Raw genomic sequence first — 21657 nt, 5'->3', positions numbered from 1 at the left:
ACCCCGGTCGGTGATCTGACGCACCGCGTCCCGCTTGAACTCGTCGGTGAAATTGGCTTTGCCCATAAAGGCCTCCTTGCCTCAAAATTAGGGAAGAAGGCGTCTACAAATCTAGGGGCTATTCACTGCGCAGCTCTGACAAAACCGATCTGAGCCATCTTTCATGTCTCCACCTGAGGTGAACCTCTATGGGAGCAAAGGTGAGCTTTATGGGATTTTCAGGCAATCTTTTGCGGCTCTCGGAAGAAAAAAGACTGGAAAATCAATAGCGGGCAGCTCGGAACTCCCATAGAAGCTCACCTTTGCTCCCACAAAAGCTCACCTGAACGATGAGGATCGGGTCTTCTGGACCTTATGGGCAAGCTAGCTTGCTTGCTGAACTGCTTGTCAGCACCCACCAGAACGCAGGACACATAGAATAGCGGCCCAGGATGACCTGGACCGCTACCGGTAAAGGGGAGGATACCACCGTGGGCCGGGGCCCACCTACTTTTCCCGCGTCGTATTGTGCGGATGACCGCCGGTCACGAAACGGCCCGAGGTCGCATTGCGGTGAGCGCCGCCAACGCTGCCGCTGCGGCCGGGCGCCTCTTGCACGGTGGTATGGGGGCTACGCTGCCCATGAGCAGTGGTGACGTAACGGCCCGAGATGACGCTGCGGTAAGGCCCGCTGCCTTTTCCCTTTGACATGGGGAGACTCCATAGTTTACGCATCGATTGCCAATGCGGTTTTACGTTGCAACATCGCAACGCACCCATGTTGCTTAATAGGAATGAAATTGCAAGATAGCAACGAGCCAGTTTCCCACAGGTTTGACGGGGAGAGGTTCTTTTCCGCGCTCGACTCCGCGCGCAGCGCCAAAAATCTTACTTGGAAGAAGGTTGCTGAGCAGGCCAAGGTGCCGGCCTCGACCCTCACGCGGATGTCGCAAGGCCGAAAGCCCGACGTCGATAGCTTATCGGCGTTATGTGCCTGGTCTGGGCTACGTGCTGATGATTTCATCACCGGCGAAGGACGGCAGAAAACTGAGCCTCTGGCGGAGGTTACAGCATTGTTCCGCGCGGATCCTAACCTATCTAAGGAAGGGGCCATCGCGATGGAGGCGATAATCAAAGCTGCCTACGAACAAATCCGCAAAATTCAGGACTAGCGTGCATGGGTCTGCGTCGTGGGTTCAAGACCGAGGCCAATGGCTGGGCGCGTGACCTGCGCTTGGAGCTGGGGATCCCTCCGGCAGGGCCGATGTGCCCGCGAAAGCTTTGTGACCATCTCGGCCTGCCTCTTCTCGACCTAAGTAAGCTCGAAGCGGATCCAGCCCATATCGCCTTTTACACCAAGGGCCCGGGTCGGAAGGAATTTTCGGCGGTCACACTGCAGACCCAAGGCAAACGCTGGATCGTTCATAACGACGCCCACGACTCCGGCCGGCAGGCTTCGAATATTGCCCATGAAATCGCTCATGCTCTTTTAGGTCACCCCGTGACAGCGCTTTTTGGGGCAGACGGTCAGCGTTCCCATAATCCTGATCACGAAGAAGAAGCGAACTGGCTCGGGCCGGCGCTGTTGATTTCCGAGGAGGCTGCTCTCTTCATTGTTCAGCAAAGCATGTCAGTACCAGATGCCGCGGAGTTTTATGGGACTTCTCGCGAAGTGGTACAGATGCGCATAAACGTCAGCGGCGCGCGTAAGCGGGCTGCAGCCTAGCGCGCTAGTGATTATTATCGAGGGAGATCAATATGACCGAGACATTTCGGGCTGAAGCCCAATACGGCGACTGGACTGGAGAAGCCGCTGCCGACAACACCTTGGAAAACAGTATCCAGGCGTTGCTCGAAAAGCGCGGCCAAAAGCAGGACGGTGAAATCCTCGTAGGCCTAAACCTCTACATCGGCGACAACGGGTATTCCTCAATTTCAGGCTATCTGGTGTCCGCAAAGGATGCCGACGAAGCTCGGGTTTTGCTGCAAAGCGCCGGTGTCCCAGAGGTTAAAAAGGTCGATATTGAGCTTACGCCTGCAGAGTTTCTGCAGCTGTTTAAACTGTTCAATGTCACCTTGTCTTGGCAAGGAATGAACTTGATCGGTCGGGACCTCAACACTGGCGAATAGCTTTGTGCCTGACATTGCCATCTTTCGGGGCACGGGATACAGTCCGAAATATAGATGTCAGATCTCGCCCAACCCGCCGCATGGCGGGTTTTTTGTTTCCCGTGGGGTAAAAATTTGACATGGTTCCGGTCGGACGAAGGTGTCGATCCGAGTCGCAGCGTTTGAGAAGATGGGCTAGACCCTGACGAGTGAGGCAGTCGCCTCCACGAGGAGCGCCGGGCACCACCCAGCCGAACGACCATTCGGCACCCGCAGTTTTTCTATGCCAAATTTGCATGCGAAGGCATGCTCCATTATCGCCCTTTGAAACAAGGGTGATCGACCTTTTGGTCGCCGTCGCCCGCCTCTTTAGGCGGGCTTTTTCATGTCTATAAAAGAGAAGCAGGCCATCCGGATGCTTGAAAGCATTCCGGACTGGATTGAGATTCTTTTCGGCGTCTTAGCCACACAAATCCCCAATCTGCTCACTCGCCCGAACTCGCGCCGTCGCCGGCGTGAGCGCGAGCTGCACGTGAAGTGGGGATCGCTCGAGTGGAAAAGCCGCCGCAAAGATGACGACCAGTCCTAGCCGCCTCAATGTGACCAGGCTCACATAATTTTTGAATAGGTGATGTCGACGGTGAAAATTGTCACGCCCGGGTATGTGTGATAATGTTCTTTATCAAACATATATAGGAGGAGACATGGAGCCGTTCTTTGACCGTTTGGGCCGGGTGAAAAATTGGGTCGACACCGACCGGGGGTGGATACTGGACCTGCATGGGCACCACGTCGCCTTTATCCGCGGCTCCAGCATCTACAACTGGCAAGGCCAGCATGTCGGCTGGTGGCATGATGACCATGCGCGCAGCCACTACGGCCAGGTGCTCGGCTTCATGAGGAAGGCCGGCGGCATGGGTGTTGCCCGCCCCGCACTCGCCGCAGTGCCGGCGCGGCCGGCAATTGCAGCCGTTCCAGCCCGTCCGGCAATTGCTGCAGTGCCTGCAATGGCGGCGCGCAGCTCTTCGTGGTCAGACGAAAGCCCATTCTGATGGAGCTGATCCGCGCCGGAGCCGCTGCCAATGTCCCTGCTTTTGTCGCTCGGGCCGGGCAGCAGGCTTCTATCAGCTTCCTGGAACTCTTCGTCTCGCATATCCGCAACCCGAATACGCGGCGCGCCTATGGCCGCGCCGTTGGTGATTTCATGACCTGGTGCGGCGAATCCAACGTGCCGTCGATCGCGCACGTGCAGCCGTTGCACGTAGCAGCATGGGTGGAAATGCTGACGGACAGCCATTCAGCGCCCACGGCCAAGCAGCGCCTGGCTGCCGTACGCATGCTGTTCGACTGGCTGGTGGTGAAACAGGTTGTGCCGGTCAATCCGGCCGCGTCGGTGCGCGGCCCCAGCCATAGCGTCAAACGCGGCAAAACGCCGGTACTAGAACCTTCGGAGGCGCGCGCCCTGCTTGATGCCATTGATTGTACCACCATCGGGGGTCTGCGCGATCGGGCGCTGATTGGCCTTATGGTCTACAGCTTTGCGCGCATCGGCGCCGTCACCGGCATGAAGGTGGAGGACGTCTACACCCAGAGCCGACGCCTGTGGGTGCGGCTGCACGAGAAGGGCGGCAAACGGCATGAGATGCCGTGCCACCACAACCTTGAGGAATACCTGCACGCCTATATCGACGCTGCAGGCATTGCCGGTGATGCCAAAGGCCCCTTGTTCCGGACGATTGACCGGGCCAGTAAAACCCTTTCCAGACGGCCCCTGCCCCAGGCGAATACCTATGCCATGGTGCAGCGACGTGCCCTTGCGGCCGACATCGGCACCAAGATCGGCAATCACACCTTCCGCGCAACCGGCATCACGGCCTACCTCAAGAACGGCGGCACGTTGGAGCGCGCCGCCACCATGGCGAACCATAGCTCGACGCGGACGACGCAGTTGTACGATCGCCGTTCCGACGAGGTGACGCTGGACGAAGTGGAGAGGGTGCTGATTTGAACGCGCAGACGAAGCTCATAGGGCAGCTGCGTGGCGCCTTGGCCAACGCCATCTCAGACTACAAGGCTTATGACGTGCCAGCGCTGTGCGAGCGACTTGGCTTGGCAGCGGGCGACAAGGACGAGGCCTTCAACAGCAAGTTCCGTTACGCGTCCACGCGTCTGCAGGCGCTCCGGCCAGACCGCGTCGTCGACGCGGCACGGCTGTTTCTCGAGGACAATGAGAACTTTGACCTGGCGGAGCTGGTCGCCAAAATCGACGAATATGACCGCACCCACGTTTCCGACCTCACCCGGCGGCGGATCATTGCCCTGTTTGAGGGGGTGCCGCTGGCGACCGAGCTGGAGCATGTCGACTTTATCAAGCGCGTGTGGCCGATCGCCGACATGCCGTCGCCATATGAACCCGACGTCTTTCGAAGTAACCCTGGGACACTCGAAGATGCGATTTACCAGCACACGGTCCGCAATGACGACTGGACCCAGCAGGAGCTGCTTGAGTTTCTGGGTCTGTTGACCTGCTCACAGCAGCAGTTCTTCCGCTTCCTGCAGGAGGTGACGGACCCGATCGCGCAGAACCCCGAGGGGCAGGCTCAACTGGTCAAGGACATCAACGGGCATCTGAGGCACGACGGGTTCGTGCTGCAGGTTAAGCGCCTTATGTCCGGCAGCCCGGTCTATACCGTGGCACAGCTACAGGTCGGTGCCCCCTCGGACGCAGCCATCTCTGCAACGCTGCAAGCCTTCAATCCGGACGCGGTGCATGCCCGATGGGAAGCCGCACTCCAGCGGCGCGCCAACAACCCTGAGGGGGCCATCACCCTCTCCCGCACGTTGCTCGAGGACGTGTGCAAGTGGATCATCCACGAGGCCGGCGAGACCTATGAGGAAAAGGATGATTTGCCGGTTCTTTATCGCAAGCTCGCCGGTATCCTTAACCTGGCGCCGGACCTGCACACCGAGCAGGTTTTCAAGCAGATCCTGGGCAGTTGCCAGTCGATCGTCGAATCCCTTGGTTCGCTCCGGAACAAGATCAGCGACGCTCACAGCGAGGGCCCGCTTCGCGTAAAACCTAGCGCTCGCCACGCCGAGCTGGCCGTCAATCTCGCCGGTACGATGGCCACGTTTCTAGTTTCAACATGGCGGTTCAGGCAGGCCGATCGGCCGATGGATGGCAAAACCAAAAGCTAATCACGGTTTGACGGCGTAAGCCCGACTGCCCAATGGTGAGACCCTGAGCGAAGGACATAGGACGACCAGCCCCAGCCAATGGCCCGGGTTGGTCCCTCTGCTGAAACGCAAGCTAGCTAGCTATCTAATGCTCCCTTCCTGCGCTCATGCTCCTGCTCAGCAAGGAGGTCTTCATAGGTGGGTCGGCGGCTTCTGGCCTCGACAACCTGGAGCTCAAGTCCGGTGGCCGTCAGGATTCTGGCCAAGGAGATAAAACAGAGGTTTGGGGCGTGCCCGTTTTCAAACGCGACAATATTCCGCAGGCTAACCTTACTTCGCTCTGCGAGCTGAAGCTGGGTCATGTTGCGGGTTTTCCGTGCCGCCCGGACGAGTTCTGCTATTTCATCGATAAATATCATAATGTGCAGAGTATTGCGCAGTTCCAACGGCGACAAGCGGAATGCGCAGTACTCTGCACATTCCGCTAATCGCGATCAGAGGGTCATCTCTTCGAGATCCACCTGACCTTTCGCCAGGTCAAACTTAGCCTGTTGGGTAGGGGTCATTTCGTCCCGGAGCTGCTCAAGTTCCGTCACCAGCCTCGTCGCTTTGAGAAGCCGCTCCTGGAGCGATTTCATGAGACCGTGGAATTTTTCGACCAGGGCCCGGAGTCCAAAGCGATTAGCCATGCTCAGACGCTTTCTGGCCCCATCATCAAGGGACCCATTGATCAGCCATCTTGGCTGATTGTCTCTCATCACCGGCTCGATTTTGCCTACGATGGCAAGCTCGAAACCCTCCATGAGAGCATGAGCCTGGTCCTTGGCGATTGAGATGGCGGCCAAACGGTCTGCCTCAACTTGGGCCTTGATGGACTGCTCTTCGATGCGAGCAGCTTCAATGATCTTTTTCCTCTCAGCCTCACCCTCGGCTTTCGCGTCATCGATGATCTTTTAATGCAGCGCCTTTTGAGTTGCCTGAAGCTCGTCGAGCTCTGCCGTTTGACGGGCGAGGCGGTCCTGGTAAGTGGCAAGCCGTTTTTGCAGGCGTGCCTGGTCCTCTGTTTCCTCTGCAAGTTTCGCCTCTGTGGCAGCGATGTTCTTGTTGAGCTTGGCGAGGGCCAGCTTCCTCGTTTCGATCTCCTGCGGGAGGTCCTCATGCAACTGTTTCACTGAGCGATGCACAGTGTCGGAGAAATTCGCCCCAGCCTTCAGCCGGTCATATTTTTTATGGCCCCGCTGAATTTGAGGAGCGAACTGGGCGATGATTTCTGCTGCCAGATCCTGGAGGCGGCTAAAATCGCTTTGACTATTGGCCTGACTAATGGGGTGCCCGTCGACATTTACCGCCACTAGGTCGAAATGGGCATGGATGGCGGTTTCGTCCCTGTGCACCACCAAACCGTTGAGAGTTGTTTTGAGACGTGTGGCAATAGCCTCTGCGACGGCGGTAAACGCCTTGTTTTGCGTCTCCCGATCAAGGGCTTCAAACACCGTCTGAGCCTGCGTGCCAAAGGTTATGATGCCGTCCCGCATTACAGCTGCGTCTGAGCGCAGGCCGCGGCGCGCTTTACCAACTTGGCGGTTGGCGCGCCGCTCTTCACAAATGTCCCGAAACTCTGGCGCCGTGGCTGGCTTGATCAAGGTGTCGTTGAGGTGAGACTGGTCCTGCCTCACGTATTTTGGGATGCGGCCGAGACGAAGATCATGGTTGCGTGAACCCGTGACCTGACCATAGGTGCGAGACCCCAAGCGGATCGAGATCGCATGAGGATTGGCTTTAGGGGTAAGTTTTGCTGATGTGTTTTCCATGTGTGAGCATCCAGGTGTTCTAGTACCTGAGCAGCATCCACCGAGGTCATGAAAATCGGAAATGCTCGAGTTTACGGCTACGAGTTTCCGTTACGGCGATATCTTTACGAGTGAACCTACTCTGCGTAACTTCGTTACGCGTTTCGGTGAAGGGGGCGTTGCCCTCCTTTCAAAACCCCCACGAAGAAGGCTTTGCCTTCTTTCGAAACTACCACCAAGAGAGTGCTGCGCCTCTCCCTGGACCCTCTCAGCGCCACAATAGCCGAGCACACTCGCTGACAAATTCGGGGTCGCTGAGCTTCCAGAAAATCGCCCTGTGGGCAATTTCCCGGAACCTTGAGCTCAGCTTGACCTGTTCCCCTTGGCCTGGTCCTTCGGACCTCGCCCCCCAGCCAGGGGCTGGGTTATGGGGCGAGTGTGGGCCAATGGACTCAGGTCAACCCGCGAATTGGTCATCGACTGCGCTCACACTTCTTCCCTCTGCTCACGAGCTTGTCTCGGTTGACGCCCAAGACACGCCCCACCCTCATCATCCCCCCAAGCCGTGGCTTGGGGGGCAAGGGCCTCTTCGGCCCTGGGCGTGTCTTGGGAGTCAAACGGCCCCCTTGGCTCCAGTGTCCATTTCAGCGCCATAGACCGGCAGAATTTCGGGGGAAAACGGGTGGCGTATTACGCCCGTTTTTTCCTGAAATTCTTTCTTGCCGGTCTGGCGCTGAAATTGATGCTGGGGAGGGGGGCGTGCACCGAGCATGCGCTCCGTAATGCTGCGAAAACATCCATCCCGTGCGACTGTTCAGAGCTCTATAACGAGCTCTTCTCGCCATGCGCGGATCTGGTCCCAGCCACCGGGGTACCCTCTCGGGTTGGACAGCACCCTTGTCGCATCGATCATGTAGTCTTGCGGCTCGTGGATATGTCCATGCACCCATAAAGTGGGCTGAAACCGCCTGATCATGGCCTCAAGGTCTGACGCATAGGCGGGCCACCTCTCGTGCCAAGAGTCCTCTGGGATTGATAGGGCGCTTGGAGCATGGTGGGTCACAACGACCGTTGTCCCCTCGTGTGGCCTACTCAAAGCCGCCTCAAGGGAAGCTCGGTCGTCGTTGTGCTCAAATCCCACGTCACGTGGCGTTATGAACCGGTCTTCGGTTTCATGTCGCACGGTCGAGAATTCCGGCATACTCGAAATCGCCCAGCGCTGCGCTATCTCGCCGAGGTCGTTGAGCTCGAAGTCGGTCCAGAGGGTGGCACCAACAAAACGCACACGCTCGATCCTGATCGACGCGCCGGCCCGCAAAATGACGATCGGCCAGGCCAGCCCTTGAAACTCAGGCGGACGCAATGTGCTGTCCAAGACATCGTGGTTGCCGGGCACGAAAATGATCGGTCGACCAGTCAAAACCTGGATCCGCCTCAGTTCCGCGACTGCTGCACCCGGACCGTTGGCGATATCGCCGGCGAGCACGAGCACATCATGATCGGGCACCACCCGCGGCTCCCAGCAGGCCGCGTCGGTATGTAGATCACTCGCCAGCCAAATCTTCACGGCAGTTCCCCTGAGCTTCGACGTAACTCCAATTCGACTCCGCGCGAGTTGGTTGGCACCAGCGATTGGAGCGTGACCCTATTCATCCTCATCTGACGAATCATTGGGCGGGAGTCCGAGCAGGTCGAAGAATGCTTCGTTGATGTAGTCTCGCGCTACGACGACCGCTGCCACATACCCGATGTCGAATTCCTCTCCCAATTCCAGCAGGCATTTTTCCACACGCAGTTCAATCTCTGCTCGTGTGAGGTATGGCACAAGAATGCGGCCGGGCACTGCCAGTATAGGTTTTTTCAAGCCACTTACTCCGTAGTGAGCGGCAGTGATGGCGGCGTCGATGCAGCTACGCAAGGCCCTGGAATCTTGTACACTTTGCGAAAAACTCAGCCGCTACTGCAGAAGGGGACCAGTCTTCCAAGCTCTTCGCCGAACTCTCACCTTCGCGAAAACTTAAGAAATATTTCTGCAACGCGGAGATTTGGCCGGCGCTTGTGAAAATTGTGCCCCCAGAGGCGACTAAAGTCGCGAAGGTTCGAAGTTTCCCATCTTTGAATCTTGGTCCCCGGCTTTAAAATTTGCGGGATGAAGGGCGACTTAGATAGCATCAGGCCAAGTCAGCGGACGGCTTCAAGAGATAGCTGGCTTGCTAGCACTTAAGCGGCTTCCCAAGTTCAGACAACAGTGAAACTGCCGCTTGGGCAATAAGACCGCGGCTTAGACCGCACTTGGGGTTTGTTCCCCCAAGCCGACACTCACAAATCAAGTCTTGAAGGCTCACCAACGTAGTTCTTTAAAAACAGGATGTTAACGGCCGTAAATTCAACCGTAAAATTAGCGTAAGCGAGAAAATCCTATAGATTTCAATGACTAAGAACATGTGAGAGTGGGTTTTTACATTTTTACGCTATAGATATATATATAGATACAGACATGCTCACTGTTACGCGCACACACGTTTATGCACTATAATAATATACATATATGTCGGGGCGTAAAATCGTAAATTCGTAAAATTGATCCGATTGCTGTTATTTATCAGGGGCTTAGTCGTTTACGGTCGACGTAAACCGTTTGGATTCTTTCCGAACAGCGTAAATCACACCTTGGGGTCGGAACCTCCCATTCGATAGTTGCGCATTTCCCGAGCAGGCAACGGGCTGGTGGCCGAGACTGTCTCGCAAAGCGAGGTTACGTGCCTCGCCAAGCGGCGGCTAAAATTGATCGCAGGGTTTGCGCGCTGCCTCCCGCAGTGCCAGATGTCGACGGCATAGCTTGTGTCTGTCCGACGTTTCTTTGCGATTTGACCTAAGCTTCAAAACGCAGATCGTCTTCCTGCACCCACCTTATACAGCGCCAGGCATATTCCAAACCTTCCAAGGTCCAGGATAGGTCATCGAACACTTACTCGAAGAAACTGAAGAAAAGAACGTTAGCGGACCGGACCTCCTCGATGCCTGAACGCCGCTTCCGCGGACAAGCTCACCCGAGGTTAACGAAGAAAAGCCGCACATCATGCCCCCTAAAAGCTTCTCGAGCTTTAAGCAACGCCGGTGGTATCCACGGCCCGCTTCTGAGGCAGAGCCACCGCCAAGCCCACTTCTCCACTCTGCGCGCACCGCAGCGGCGGCAATCCCGCCTCCCGACCTAGTACAATCGGGTCAATCCCAAAGTCAGCGGTAATTCGAGAAGGTAAGCATCTTCTGCCCTGAGGGCGGCACCAAGGAAATACTTTTTCCAAACCCACTTCATGAATACTTATGTTATAACAACAGCTTGTGCGAATTTGTGAAAAATCCACAAGGGCGGAAATCGCAACCTAAATTATCTGCAGAATTGCTGCTTTCCCGATATTTTATTGGCGGAACCAGTGTTTTCGTTTCTCGGTCGCTCGTGGCGCGACAGGAAAACGGCAGGTTGCTACAATGGAACACGAACTGGAGGTCATGGAGGCGAGTGCTTCGCCTGTGCAGCATCATGCCAGCCTCCAGCTCGTGGGTCGTGTTTAGTCACGATGCGACCCGCAACCAACAGGCCCCCTCCGTTGACAGAAGCCAAGCATGGGCGGCAGCGTATGAATGCTGATGCTGCAATGCTTGAATTTGTGAAAGCCTTAGCGCGTCAACAGGCCATTGAGGACCATTTGCGGGATACCAGACAAGATGAAATCTACGACCCGCGCCGCGATCTACGCCCGCTTTAGCTCCGACCTTCAAAACGAAAAGTCCTGCCAAGACCAGATCAGCTATTGCGAGAGCTGGGCTGAGCGGCAGGGAATGTTCGTTGTCGCCAGCTTTGCCGACGAAGCCGTCTCCGGCGCCAGCGCCCTCAATCGGCCGCGCCTAGCCGGGCTGCTGCGCATGGCACGCGAGAAGCGCTTCGATGTCTTGGTCTGCGAAGATCTCGATCGCCTTGCCCGCAAGCAGGCCGACCTCCACCGCATCCGCGACGAGCTGACCTTCCTCGGTATCCGTATCATGACGGTGAGCGACGGTACGGTCACTGCGATGCATGCCGGCCTGAAAGGGCTGATGAGCGAAGTGTTTCTCACCGAGCTGGGCAACAAGACCCGGCGCGGCCTGCAGGCGCGTGTCGCTGCTGGCGCGTCGGGCGGCGGCTTGAGCTTCGGCTATCGATCAGTACCGGGCAAACCGGGTGAGCTCGAAATCAGCGAGCGCGAAGCCGTGATCGTACGGCGCATCTTTGCCGACTATGTCGGGGGCCGGACGCCTCGTGAAATTGCCACCGCCCTTAATGCCGAGGGCATCCCCGGCCCACGCGGCGGCAAGTGGAACTCGTCAACCATTAATGGCTCGAAAAGCCGTGCCAATGGCATCCTGCAAAACCGGCTATACATCGGCGAGCTGGTCTGGAACCGGCAGCGCTTCGTCAAGAACCCGGCCACCGGCAAGCGCGTCTCACGTCTCAATCCGGAATCGGAATGGCAACGTTCCGAAGTCCCGCACCTGGCGATCGTCGATCGCAGCATCTTCGGCCTCGGCGCTGCGCGCAAAGCCGAACGCACGCACGATCACGGTCCCGTCGCTGCCAAGCCCAGGCACCTGCTGTCCGGCCTCACCAAATGCGGCTGCTGCGGCGCCAGCTACACCGTGATCGGCAACGACCGCATAAGTTGTGCCGGTAACCGCGAGCGCGGCGACTGCCACAACAATCGATCGATCACCCGCGCCCATGCGGAGGATCGCGTTCTCGCGGCCCTGGAGAGCTACCTTGCCGATCCGGACATGATCGCGGCTTACGTGGCTGAATACCACGCCACGCGCCGCGTGCTGCTCGAGACAACCGGCAACCATCTGACCAGCCTGACCGCCAAAGCTGCCGAGCTCGACAAGCAGATCGACAACATCGTCGACCTGATCGTCGACGGACGCGCCACCACTGCACTGACCGATCGGCTGCGCAAGCTCGAGGCGGAGCGCGACAGCGTACGCGAGCAGCTCGCAGCGCTCGACCTTTCAACGCCAGTCGTCACCCTGCACCCGGCCGCCGCCGACAAATATCGCCAGATTATCAGCGAGCTGCGCTTGCATCTTGAGGGCATCAGGGAAGGCCAGCCGCGCGACGCGCTCTTCGAGGTAATGCGCGGTATGATCGACAAAGTCGTCATTACGTCCACGGGTCCGCGCCAGCCGGTGGACATCCAAGTCCATGGCCTGCTTGCAGAATTGCTGGTCGACAAAAAGGAAACACCCCCAAACGCCGGAGCATTTAGGGGTGCGTTGGTTGCGGGAGCAGGATTTGAACCTGCGACCTTCAGGTTATGAGCCTGACGAGCTACCGGGCTGCTCCATCCCGCGTCAAGTGCAGCTTTCGCCGCGACGTGAGGGGTATATAGGGGGTGATGGCGGATAGCTCAACCCCTAAACGTCACCGCGTGACGCTTTTTTGACAGAGCCATTTTCATGGCCGTCGGCCCTTCTTTTTGGCACAACAATGATTAGTGTGTTCGCGCCTCCTCAATACCTCTCAAGAGCCTCCACATGAAACTGAAGCCGCTTGGCCGCACCGATCTGCGGGTCACCGAACTTTGCCTGGGCACCATGACCTGGGGCAGCCAGAACACCGAGGCCGAGGGCCATGCGCAGATCGACATGGCGCTCGAATCTGGCATCAATTTCATGGACACGGCCGAAATCTACGCCGTGCCCCGCAGTCCTGAGACGTCTGGGCGCACCGAGGAAATCATCGGCACCTGGTTCCGCAAGACCGGCAAGCGCGATCAGTGGATCCTTGCCAGCAAAGTCGCCGGCGGTCCGGTGGACTTCATTCGCAACGGCACGCGCACCGACGGCAAGACCATCCGAATGGCCGTCGAAAGCAGCCTCCAGCGCCTCCAAACCGACCGCATTGATCTTTACCAGATTCACTGGGCCGGCCGCGGCAGCTATAATTTCGAAGGCTCCTGGACCTACCAGCCGCACACGCAGGACACCGCCGATGTGCTCGCCAATATCGAGGACATGCTCGAAACCTTGGGCGATCTGGTAAGGGAAGGCAAACTCCTCCACATCGGGGTCAGCAACGAAACCGCCTGGGGTATTGGGCAATGGCTGCGCATCGCCGAAACCAAGGGCCTGCCCCGCCTCGCCTCTGTCCAAAACGAATATAGCCTGCTGCGCCGCCATTTCGATCTGGATCTGGCCGAGCTCAGCCACCACGAAGATGTGGGCCTGCTCGCCTATTCAACTCTCGCGGGGGGCCTCATTACCGGCAAATACAATAACGGGCAAATGCCCAAGGGCAGCCGCGCCGACTACCAGAAGGGCTTTTGGCGCCACAATCCCCACTCCGAAGCCGCCACCAAGGAATATATGGCCCTCGCCCAGCGCCACGGGCTCGATGTCGCCCGATTGGCCATCGCCTTTGCCCTTTCCCGCCCCTTCACCACTTCGGTGATCATCGGCGCAACTTCCACCAAGCAGTTGGCCAATGCCATCGGCGCCAAGGATGTGGAACTCTCTCCCGAGATCCTGGGAGAAATCGAAGCCATCCACCGCCGCTATCCCCGCACAATCTAGGCAGGCCTCGCCTTTCACAAAGGCTGGGCTATAAAACACTCAAGGCACGCATTGCGGGGGCACATTTGTCGACGACGCTGATTTCCACCCTCTTCCCCCTCCTGTGCTATTTTGCCTACAACATCATCGTGCCGCAGGTGGAAAAGCTGCGGCCGTCGCTTTCCGTCATCATGAACATGCAGCGCCGCCGCTGGGTGGCCAATGCGAGCCGGCGCGACAATCCGTTCGACGCGATCCTGTCGGGCAATATCATGGGCTCGGTGAGCTTCCTTGCGTCCACTGCCGTGCTGCTGATCCTGGCGATCTTTGCCCTGTTCGGGCAGGTACCGGCCTTGATGGAAGCGCTCAATTCCCTTTCGCTCAACCGCGTCTACACTAGCGCCGATATCCAGCTGCATCTTCTGGTTATGCTGGCCATGTTCGTTATGGCCTTCTTCGCCTTCACCCTGTCGCTGCGCCAGTTCAACCATTTCTGCATCATGCTGGGCGCCATGGATCATTCCGAACCCTCCAGCGATGAAGAACTCGACGCCATCACTCGCATGAATGCCCTTGGCGCCAAGAACTTCAACAGCGGCATTCGCGCCTATTATTTCTCCGTGCCCGCCGTTGCCTGGTTCGTATCGGATTGGCTTCCGGTGGCCGTCAGCATTGCCACCGTGCTGATCCTTGCCCATCGCGAGTTCTTCTCCTCGGCCCACCGTACCGCGGCCTCGGCCGCCGTGATTGCCGCCCGCCGGCAACAGGGCAAGCAGCTCTAGCCGGGGAGAAGGCACGACAATCACCGATATATGACATTGACATTCAGCTAATGTGGTCGCTTTATGCGGCCATCTTCCAGCCAGCCGTTTCCATGGACGCGCCATGCTCGTTTGTCAGTGCAACATGATCACCAGCAAGGAAATCGAGGACATTGTCCTGGATCTCTTGCGTGCCGATCCCTGGCAGTTGGTGGTTCCTGCCAAGGTTTACAGCGAGCTTAACCGCCGCGCAAAATGCAGCGGCTGTGTGCCGAATGTGGTGGACATTATCGTTCGCGTCACGGAAAACTACCACGCGCAACAGGCCCATCCCCCCGGCGATCTGGTTCAATTCCAGGCCGGGCTGGAAAAGCTTAAGAAACAGCAGAGTGGAGTACGTCGTGAAAGGCGAAGCACAAGTCATAGAGCGGCTTAACGAGGCCCTCTTTCTCGAACTTGGAGCAGTCAATCAGTATTGGGTGCATTTTCGCCTCCTGGACGACTGGGGCTATAAAAGGCTGGCCAGCAAGGAACGCGCTGAATCCATTGAGGAAATGCACCACGCCGATCGCCTGATCGAGCGCATTATTTTCCTGGAAGGCCATCCAAACCTGCAGCGGGTCGCCCCCTTGCGAATCGGGCAGACCATCAAGGAAGTGCTCGAGGCAGATCTGGCCGGCGAATACGAAGCCCGCGAAGCCTACCGTACCAGCCGCGAACTATGCTCCCAGCTGCATGACCATGTATCCAAGCAGCTGTTCGACGAGCTGCTGGCCGACGAGGAAGGCCACATCGACTTCCTTGAAACCCAGCTCGACCTGCTCAGCAAGATCGGCGAAGAGCGCTACGGCCTCCTCAACGCCGTCCCGGCCAACGAAGCCGAATAAATCGCCCCCAAATGTTCAAGCCGCCCGGAACCCCGTTCCGGGCGGTTTTATGTTTGGCCGCCAGTAGCCCTCATGGGGAGCCCGTCGAACCACGAGGGCGTGGCACCCCCCGCCTCCATTCACCCGACCCCATGGTTCGACAAGCTCACCATGAGGCCTCAGCAGCACCCAATTGCCCAATCACCAATTCCGCCCTACGCACCGGGCTGCATCTCCCCCTCGACGAGGAAGGCTGGGAGGGGGTGCGAGAGCCCCGATATAGGGGAGTGTCGCGCCGTCCCTCCCAGTAGCCCTCATGGTGAGCCTGTCGAACCACGAGGCGTGGCACCCAAGCCTCCACTCGCCCGGTACAATGCTTCAATAGGCTCACCATAAGGCCGTTGGAGAATTTATGCGGCGGCCCCGCCGCCTCCCCTGATGACACGCCCCAAGCCCACACCAGCCCTTGCACCAAAAATCCAATGTGAAAACATCGGCCAATAACCGGAGGAGCCCCCCATGACCTATTACACCGGCCGCCTGATCGACCATGTCCATCTGCGCGCCAAGGACTTCCAGAAATCCCGCAGCTTCTACGAAGCCATCTTTGCCGTGCTCGGCTTCACTGTCACGGCAAGCGGCGACAACTGGTTCCAACTTGATGAACTCTATGTCGACGCCGCAGACCCAAATACGCCACCGACACACATTCATCTCGCCTTTCAGGCCAAGGACCGAGCCAGTGTCGACGCCTTCCACGCCGCAGCTCTTGCCGGAGGCGGCACGGACAATGGCGCACCTGGCGAACGCCCCTACCATCCCGGCTATTACGGCGCCTTCGTGCTGGATCCTGACGGCAACAACATCGAAGCCGTCTTCCATGGCCCCTCTACCCGCTCAGCCGATGCCGTGCACATAGAACCGGTGTTCTAGGAAAGCCCCGCCCGCAGCAAAAACAAAAAACTTATCCCGCTTATCCCCCCTGCCCGAGCACGGCCCTATGCTGTGCCCATCGCATTTCGAAGCGCGGTCATGACGAGTGATCGGAATGCGAGGCAGGTGGAACGGGGTCACCCGTTTCTGATCCCGCCGGTTTCGTGAGCCTTCCTTTAATTCCGGGGGCACGAGCGACAGGATGGTGGCTGAACCAGCCATCCAGGCCAAACCATCGGCTTCAGCACCGATGCAGCGGCCGTCGCGCGCGGCGAGCAGGGTTGCTCGCGTCACCAAACCGACGAAACGATGAGCCTGTTGCTCTGGCGAGGCTTGGCCTCACCCATTGCGCAACCTTCTACCCCCCGAGGCCACGCCTCGCCAGAGCCGCTTCAGCCTTTACCCGGCTCCGACCAGTTCGGAGCCGGGCATTGGTCCTGCCTCAAAGGAGTGTTTATTGCTCGATCGGCTGGAACATTGAATTCATCTGCTGGATGATCTGCTCCATGGGAGCGATGGCTTCCGGCAGCTGTTCGGGGGCATTGGGCGCCACAGCCACATAAGGCACTCCGCTTGGGAAGGCCCCGAACATCTGGAAAAACGCCACCATGTCGTCCAGCACAGGCATGCGCCAGCGCCACAAGGCCCCCATGGCAATCACGGGTTCCATATGCCCGAAACCCTCATAATAGCGCGTCGTGACCCATACCCCATTGTCCTTGAGCTTTTGGGCAAAGCGCTCGGTGTTCTGCATGCGCACGATCGGATCGGTCGTGCCCGTCGCCAGATACATGGGCGGGCTTTCGCTGGTCACCAGATTGATGGGCTGCGTGCCCTGCGGATTGGGTGCCGAGCCAAAGGCCTCGCGCACTTCGCCATATTCAAACGGGTAAAAATCATAAGGCCCGGACAAGGCTGCCACCCCCAATATGGGAAGGGTCACCCCATATTCGCGCAGAAACGAAGGGTCCAGCGACAGCATCACGGCATTATAGGCGCCGGCCGAATGCCCGGCCAAAAACAAGCGCTTGGGATCGCCACCATAAAGGGCAATACTATCCTGCACCCAACGCAAGGCCTTGGCACTGTCCTCGAGGAACTGCGGATAGCGCACTTCGGGCACCAGGCGATAGTCGGCAATTACCACCACAAAGCCGCGCGAGGCCAAGGCCCGCCCGACGAATTGGTAGTCGCTGCGCTCACCCCGGTTCCAGCCACCGCCATAGATAAAGAACACAACTGGTGCTGCCGCGCCCCGTGCTTCAGGCGCATAAACATCGAGCTTGTGCCGGCTGCCATCCGCATAAGGAATGCCATCGCCCACCTTGACCGTGCCTGCATCCATGGACGCCGGCAGGTTAAACGGGTCCATAACCGAAAGGGCAAAGCTTTGAACCGGGAGCATGACGAGGGCCACCAGCAGGGGAAGCAGCAGGCGTCGCAGAAGCGAAGGCAAAACGGGCATGACGATGTGATTCTTGGATTTGTGGAGATGAACTGCCTAGCAGCCAAAGCCGCGCTGATTGTGGCGCAAGCCCACCAATGGGCGAGGGCAGGCGCCTCAATCTGCGAGACCAGCCTGCCCTCTACTTAAGCCCTTCAAGGGTGCGCGAAGATGGTTAACAGAGGGTTAACGCTTGAGCCTTTCCAACAGGCGACCGGAGATGTAACCATCGGCCGGAAGGCCCATGCGCGTCTGGTAGGCGATCACCGCGGCGCGCGTCTTGGGCCCGATAACCCCATCGGGCGCACCCACGTCGAACCCGGCACGGTTCAGCAGGCTCTGCAGTTCCGCACGCTGCGAAGTGGTGAGCGCATAATCACCCGATGGCCAGGGCGTCGCGAACCCGCCTCCGCCCAGGATCCGGTCTGCCAGATGACCCACTGCTAGCGCATAGCTGTCCGAATTATTGTAGCGCTTGATCACATCGAAATTGGGGAGCAGCAAGAAAGTCGGCCCGCTCGCCCCTGCCGGCATATAGAGCCGGCCCATGTCGCTGGCGCGGGGGAACGGCCGTCCGGAAACCCGTTGTACGCCCATGGCTTGCCACTGCGAGAGGGGCGCCCGGTCCATGGCGCGCGCCTGGGCGAAGTCGAACCCTTGCGGCAACTTGACTTCATAGCCCCAGGTCTCGCCCGGGCGCCAGCCATGCTTTTGCATGTAATTGGCTGTGGACCCCAGCGCATCTTGCACCGAATTCCAGATGTCCTTGCGCCCATCACCATTGTAATCAACCGCATAGGCCATAAAGCTCGATGGCATGAACTGGGTATGGCCCATGGCGCCGGCCCAGGAGCCGACCATGTTACGCGGGCTTACATGCCCATCCGAAACGATGCGAAGCGCCGTCAGCAATTCTTCGCGGAAGAAATCCCGCCGATAGCCACCTTCAGTCAGCGTCGCCAGGGCATGGATCGTGTTCTCGCCCCCCATGAACCCGCCGAAATTGGTTTCCATGCCCCAGATCGCCAGCACTATCTCCTGCTGCACGCCCCAGCGCTGCTGCGAACCCGCCAGCGTCTGTGCCCATTCCCCGCGCATGGCCTGGCCTTTCCTGGCCTGCGCTGCGGTCACGCGCTTGTCGATATATTGCTGCACCGTTTGGCGGAACTCGGGTTGCTTGCCCGTCAGCTCCATCACCTTGGGAATGTAATTATAGCCCGAAAAAGCAGAATCGAACGCAGATCGGCTCACGCCCCGCTGTTCCGCCAAGGGCCAGAGACTGCGCACGAACTCCGCGCTGTTGGCATGGGCCTCCACAACAGGGCTCAGCGCAAGGACGCCGCCAAGGGCAATGGCCAAAAAACGGGAAAACGGGCGCAAAGCCGCGCCTGCAAAAGCGATCATGATGAGCCTCGAGATACGCAAACCGGGGTGGCGGTCGAACCGGCGTCCCTTGTGCCGCAACGGCCGCCTCCGGTAATTCTTAACCCATCAAATTAAGATCGGCTTAAGGCAAACGGCTTAGCCGATCACGTCGCCGGCACCGGCGCTAGCAGGCCCGGCTGCCCCGGCTTGCTATTCGAACCGGCAACATAGGTGACATGCGGATAGGGAATCTCGATTCCCCGCTCATCAAACACACGCTTCAGGATCTCGCTATAAGCGCGGCCCGCGCCCCAATGCTTGCCTGGCAACGTCTTGATGCGAGCCCTCACCGTAATGGCTGAATCGGCGAAAGCAATGATGCCCTGCATGTCGAGCTCATCAAGAATATCATCCTTGTGCTCGGTCTGCATGAGGAGAGCAAACGCGTCCTTCATGGCTGTTTTTACCGCCTCAATATCGCTCTCATAGGCGACGCCGATTTCCGCAACATGGAAGGAGAAGCCACGGACCATGTTGGACACCTGTGCCACAGACGAGAAGGGGATCAGGTGCACGGTCCCTGTCATGTCTCGAATGGTGACGGAGCGGATAGTCAACTTCTCGACCACGCCGGACTTGTCGCCTACAGCCACTACATCGCCCTCGTTCATGATGTTTTCGAGCTGGATAAACACACCATTGATGATGTCCTCCACGAGCTTTTGCGCACCAAATCCGATGGCTAGCCCGATCACCCCGGCGCCCGCCAGCAAGGGCGCGATGTTGACCCCGATCTGCGCCAGGGTGAGCATGATTCCGAACACCGCCAGGGCAATGGTGAAGGCGTTCTTGAACAAGCCCAGCAGCGTTTTTTCCCTTGCACTCGGCACCTTGCCGAAATCGGGGTTGAGCCGGTACTCGATCCAGGACGACACCGCCACGTGAACGGCAAAGGCGATCACCACGATCAGCACTGCCGAGAAAATCGCCCCGGCCGCCGCCTGCCCATTGCTGCTGCTAATCCAGCCCACAAAGTTGAACAGGCGCCACGCCTGCAGCACCGCCAGCACTACAGCAACGAGAATGGCCCAACGAACCACATGCATCACTGTGGGCACAAAGGTCTGCAGCCGTGTTTCAAGAAGCGGCAGCCTCTCCTTGATCTCGCCCGGCACATGCAGATCCCGCGTAACGAAGCTTGCGATAAAACGGAACAGCAACGTTCCCGCCAGCACAGCCACAAGCGACTGCACCGTCGCCCCGATCATGAAGGGTAAAGCCTGGTTAGGATTGGCAAACCAGACGATCAACAGGGAAAGCAGGTACACAATGGCAAACACATGCCAATACCGCCCGATCAACAGCAGCACCTGTCCATAGCCATCATTGTGCCGCCGCGCCGCCAATTCCCTGAGCCACAGCCGCACATCATCCTTGTTCTGCAGCACCACGACGATGCCAATGATGACTGCCGTTGTCATCACCACCACCTGCACGGCCGAGGCAAGACCACGATCGAGGTTCGCCGCCACCAGTGGCGAAACAAACAAAAAGGTATACCCGATCAGCGACACAATCCGCGACAGCCAGAAATACCAGTATCGGGCATTCTCATCCGTAACCGGAATAAGCCGCAGTGCTCCAAAGCGCGGCGACAGAACAAAGCGCGCAATCACCTTGGCCAGCTCAACCAACAGGAACGCGTTCAGCAACAGGGCATGACCCGGCTCTATGCGGATTGAACTTGGCCCGACAAAAAACAGCGTGATCAGATAGCCTGTGGCCCAGGCGAGCACGATGGAAAGCGCATCAACCAACGTCGCTCCAACGCCTCCAACCACGCGCAAGGGCAATCTCCTGCCTTCTACCCGGTGCGCGATCTGTTTTTCTGCCAGAACGGCAAGCACTCGCAACAAAAGCAGGGCGCCGAACAGGGCAGTCCCAACCAGAACGAGATTGGCCGCGAGATCAAGAAACACCCTGACCTCATCGCCCTCGGTGGTGCTGAGGCCCCGCCCGATGTCTCTGAATATTCGCCCGAGAGAGTCAAAAGTCTCCGCAGTGCTCCGCGCAGCCTTTTGCGTGTACTGCGACAATTGCCGGACTAGGCTAAGATCGGTTTCCGCTTCGAGCGCCCCAGCCTCTCCTTCCCCAGCTGTTTGCTGAAGCCGTTCAATCAACAGAGCCCGGGTTTCGTCGTTTTGCAGGATCTGGACCAGTTCTTCGATACTGGCCTCTGCTGACGGAGCCTCTGGCGCCGACACCGGTGTCTGCGCGTGAGCCGCAAGGGGGAAGAACATGAGGAACAGCAGGGCAGCGATTTTGGGCATGCAGTGATCCAGCCAGATGAAGTCGAGCCCGCCTGCCCTAAGGCGCGAATGTGCCGAGTGCAAGGCGTTGTGGTTTTGGCGCACTGCCTGAACCACTCTACTAATCGTTATCAGCCCTCATTGACGTACGGGGTAGCTACCCGGCCGAGTGCTTGCTCTGTGCTCCCCTAATGAGCTTTTGCGTCTAATCCACTTCCTTTATCTAAGGCGAAGTGCGTACTCGGCCCCCGCCCCTGGCCTTGCCTTGCCCTGCCCTTCCTTTGCCCCAGAACGCAAAAACCCCCGGTCATTTCTGACTGGGGGTTTTGTTGTTTCGAAGTT

The 21657-nt window shown here is 58.4% G+C and carries 22 protein-coding genes, 1 tRNA gene and 1 pseudogene; 13 read left to right on the top strand and 11 right to left on the bottom strand.

Going from position 1 to position 21657, the window contains the following annotated elements:
• Nucleotides 1-486: 486 nt before the first annotated feature.
• Nucleotides 487-690 (bottom strand): hypothetical protein, encoded by a 204-nt coding sequence (locus DDE77_RS19055; protein ID WP_108399070.1) that lies wholly within the window; start codon nt 688-690, stop codon nt 487-489.
• A gap of 89 nt (nt 691-779) precedes the next feature.
• On the opposite strand from DDE77_RS19055, the gene DDE77_RS19050 reads away from it, so the two are divergent.
• The 7 genes from DDE77_RS19050 (at nt 780) to DDE77_RS19610 (ending at nt 5286) form a co-directional block, all read left to right on the top strand.
• Nucleotides 780-1151, top strand: coding sequence for a helix-turn-helix domain-containing protein (locus DDE77_RS19050; protein ID WP_245895426.1), 372 nt, complete (start codon nt 780-782; stop codon nt 1149-1151).
• Between the two features lie 5 nt (nt 1152-1156).
• Nucleotides 1157-1705: an ImmA/IrrE family metallo-endopeptidase gene (locus DDE77_RS19045; RefSeq protein WP_108399068.1), complete on the top strand. Its 549-nt coding sequence runs from the start codon at nt 1157-1159 to the stop codon at nt 1703-1705.
• Between the two features lie 32 nt (nt 1706-1737).
• Nucleotides 1738-2109: a hypothetical protein gene (locus DDE77_RS19040; RefSeq protein WP_108399067.1), complete on the top strand. Its 372-nt coding sequence runs from the start codon at nt 1738-1740 to the stop codon at nt 2107-2109.
• Nucleotides 2110-2473: 364 nt separating this feature from the next.
• A complete protein-coding gene (locus DDE77_RS19035; protein ID WP_108399066.1) occupies nt 2474-2677 on the top strand; it encodes a hypothetical protein in 204 nt (67 codons plus the stop codon).
• A gap of 115 nt (nt 2678-2792) precedes the next feature.
• Nucleotides 2793-3140, top strand: a complete 348-nt coding sequence (locus DDE77_RS19030) for a 4-fold beta flower protein (protein ID WP_108399065.1) — start codon at nt 2793-2795, stop codon at nt 3138-3140.
• Complete coding sequence (locus DDE77_RS19025; protein ID WP_108399064.1) at nt 3140-4096, top strand: tyrosine-type recombinase/integrase; 957 nt, start codon at nt 3140-3142, stop codon at nt 4094-4096. The genes DDE77_RS19030 and DDE77_RS19025 overlap by 1 nt, the downstream gene beginning before the upstream one ends.
• Nucleotides 4097-4197: 101 nt before the next feature.
• Nucleotides 4198-5286 (top strand): abortive infection family protein, encoded by a 1089-nt coding sequence (locus DDE77_RS19610; RefSeq protein WP_245895425.1) that lies wholly within the window; start codon nt 4198-4200, stop codon nt 5284-5286.
• A gap of 116 nt (nt 5287-5402) precedes the next feature.
• Here DDE77_RS19610 and DDE77_RS20280 read toward each other — a convergent pair whose 3' ends face one another.
• The 5 genes from DDE77_RS20280 to DDE77_RS18995 form a co-directional block, all read right to left on the bottom strand.
• Nucleotides 5403-5684 (bottom strand): helix-turn-helix domain-containing protein, encoded by a 282-nt coding sequence (locus DDE77_RS20280; protein ID WP_108399063.1) that lies wholly within the window; start codon nt 5682-5684, stop codon nt 5403-5405.
• Between the two features lie 75 nt (nt 5685-5759).
• Nucleotides 5760-6110 carry a hypothetical protein gene (locus tag DDE77_RS19010; RefSeq protein WP_108399062.1) on the bottom strand — a complete coding sequence of 117 codons (351 nt, stop codon included), beginning with the start codon at nt 6108-6110 and terminating at the stop codon, nt 5760-5762.
• Nucleotides 6111-6218: 108 nt separating this feature from the next.
• Entirely contained in the window at nt 6219-7076 is an 858-nt protein-coding gene (locus DDE77_RS19005) for a plasmid recombination protein (protein ID WP_108399061.1), read from the bottom strand.
• Nucleotides 7077-7869: 793 nt separating this feature from the next.
• A complete protein-coding gene (locus DDE77_RS19000; protein ID WP_157959961.1) occupies nt 7870-8622 on the bottom strand; it encodes a metallophosphoesterase in 753 nt (250 codons plus the stop codon).
• Between the two features lie 78 nt (nt 8623-8700).
• Nucleotides 8701-8919, bottom strand: a complete 219-nt coding sequence (locus tag DDE77_RS18995; protein ID WP_157959960.1) for a hypothetical protein — start codon at nt 8917-8919, stop codon at nt 8701-8703.
• A gap of 1862 nt (nt 8920-10781) precedes the next feature.
• On the opposite strand from DDE77_RS18995, the pseudogene DDE77_RS20275 reads away from it, so the two are divergent.
• Nucleotides 10782-11780, top strand: a pseudogene (locus DDE77_RS20275) (recombinase family protein); the annotation flags it as partial.
• 315 nt (nt 11781-12095) lie between these two features.
• Here the strand turns inward: DDE77_RS20275 and DDE77_RS19995 are convergent.
• Together DDE77_RS19995 and DDE77_RS18980 are read right to left on the bottom strand one after the other, a co-directional pair.
• Nucleotides 12096-12290 (bottom strand): hypothetical protein, encoded by a 195-nt coding sequence (locus DDE77_RS19995; RefSeq protein ID WP_245895420.1) that lies wholly within the window; start codon nt 12288-12290, stop codon nt 12096-12098.
• A gap of 70 nt (nt 12291-12360) precedes the next feature.
• A tRNA-Met gene (locus DDE77_RS18980) sits at nt 12361-12437 on the bottom strand.
• 183 nt (nt 12438-12620) lie between these two features.
• Between DDE77_RS18980 and DDE77_RS18975 the strand changes: the two genes are divergently transcribed.
• From DDE77_RS18975 to DDE77_RS18955, 5 genes are all read left to right on the top strand, one after another.
• A complete protein-coding gene (locus DDE77_RS18975; protein ID WP_108399058.1) occupies nt 12621-13658 on the top strand; it encodes an aldo/keto reductase in 1038 nt (345 codons plus the stop codon).
• Between the two features lie 65 nt (nt 13659-13723).
• Nucleotides 13724-14419 carry a DUF599 domain-containing protein gene (locus tag DDE77_RS18970; RefSeq protein ID WP_108399057.1) on the top strand — a complete coding sequence of 232 codons (696 nt, stop codon included), beginning with the start codon at nt 13724-13726 and terminating at the stop codon, nt 14417-14419.
• A gap of 103 nt (nt 14420-14522) precedes the next feature.
• Nucleotides 14523-14834: a (2Fe-2S)-binding protein gene (locus DDE77_RS18965; RefSeq protein ID WP_108399056.1), complete on the top strand. Its 312-nt coding sequence runs from the start codon at nt 14523-14525 to the stop codon at nt 14832-14834.
• Nucleotides 14800-15285 carry a bacterioferritin gene (bfr, locus tag DDE77_RS18960; protein WP_108399055.1) on the top strand — a complete coding sequence of 162 codons (486 nt, stop codon included), beginning with the start codon at nt 14800-14802 and terminating at the stop codon, nt 15283-15285. The genes DDE77_RS18965 and bfr overlap by 35 nt, the downstream gene beginning before the upstream one ends.
• Before the next feature lie 498 nt (nt 15286-15783).
• Nucleotides 15784-16197 (top strand): VOC family protein, encoded by a 414-nt coding sequence (locus DDE77_RS18955; protein WP_108399054.1) that lies wholly within the window; start codon nt 15784-15786, stop codon nt 16195-16197.
• A 454-nt stretch (nt 16198-16651) separates the two neighbouring features.
• Here the strand turns inward: DDE77_RS18955 and DDE77_RS18950 are convergent, their stop codons facing one another.
• The 3 genes from DDE77_RS18950 to DDE77_RS18940 form a co-directional block, all read right to left on the bottom strand.
• Nucleotides 16652-17662: an alpha/beta hydrolase gene (locus DDE77_RS18950; RefSeq protein WP_245895418.1), complete on the bottom strand. Its 1011-nt coding sequence runs from the start codon at nt 17660-17662 to the stop codon at nt 16652-16654.
• A 165-nt stretch (nt 17663-17827) separates the two neighbouring features.
• A complete protein-coding gene (locus tag DDE77_RS18945; protein ID WP_108399053.1) occupies nt 17828-19045 on the bottom strand; it encodes a lytic murein transglycosylase in 1218 nt (405 codons plus the stop codon).
• 125 nt (nt 19046-19170) lie between these two features.
• Nucleotides 19171-21336, bottom strand: coding sequence for a mechanosensitive ion channel domain-containing protein (locus DDE77_RS18940; RefSeq protein WP_157959959.1), 2166 nt, complete (start codon nt 21334-21336; stop codon nt 19171-19173).
• Nucleotides 21337-21657 lie beyond the last annotated feature (321 nt).

This window comes from Devosia submarina (genome assembly GCF_003056345.1).
In the GTDB taxonomy this organism is placed as follows: domain Bacteria; phylum Pseudomonadota; class Alphaproteobacteria; order Rhizobiales; family Devosiaceae; genus Devosia; species Devosia submarina.
Note: the sequence above shows the minus strand (reverse complement) of the source record. Positions and strands in the feature narration are given on the sequence as shown.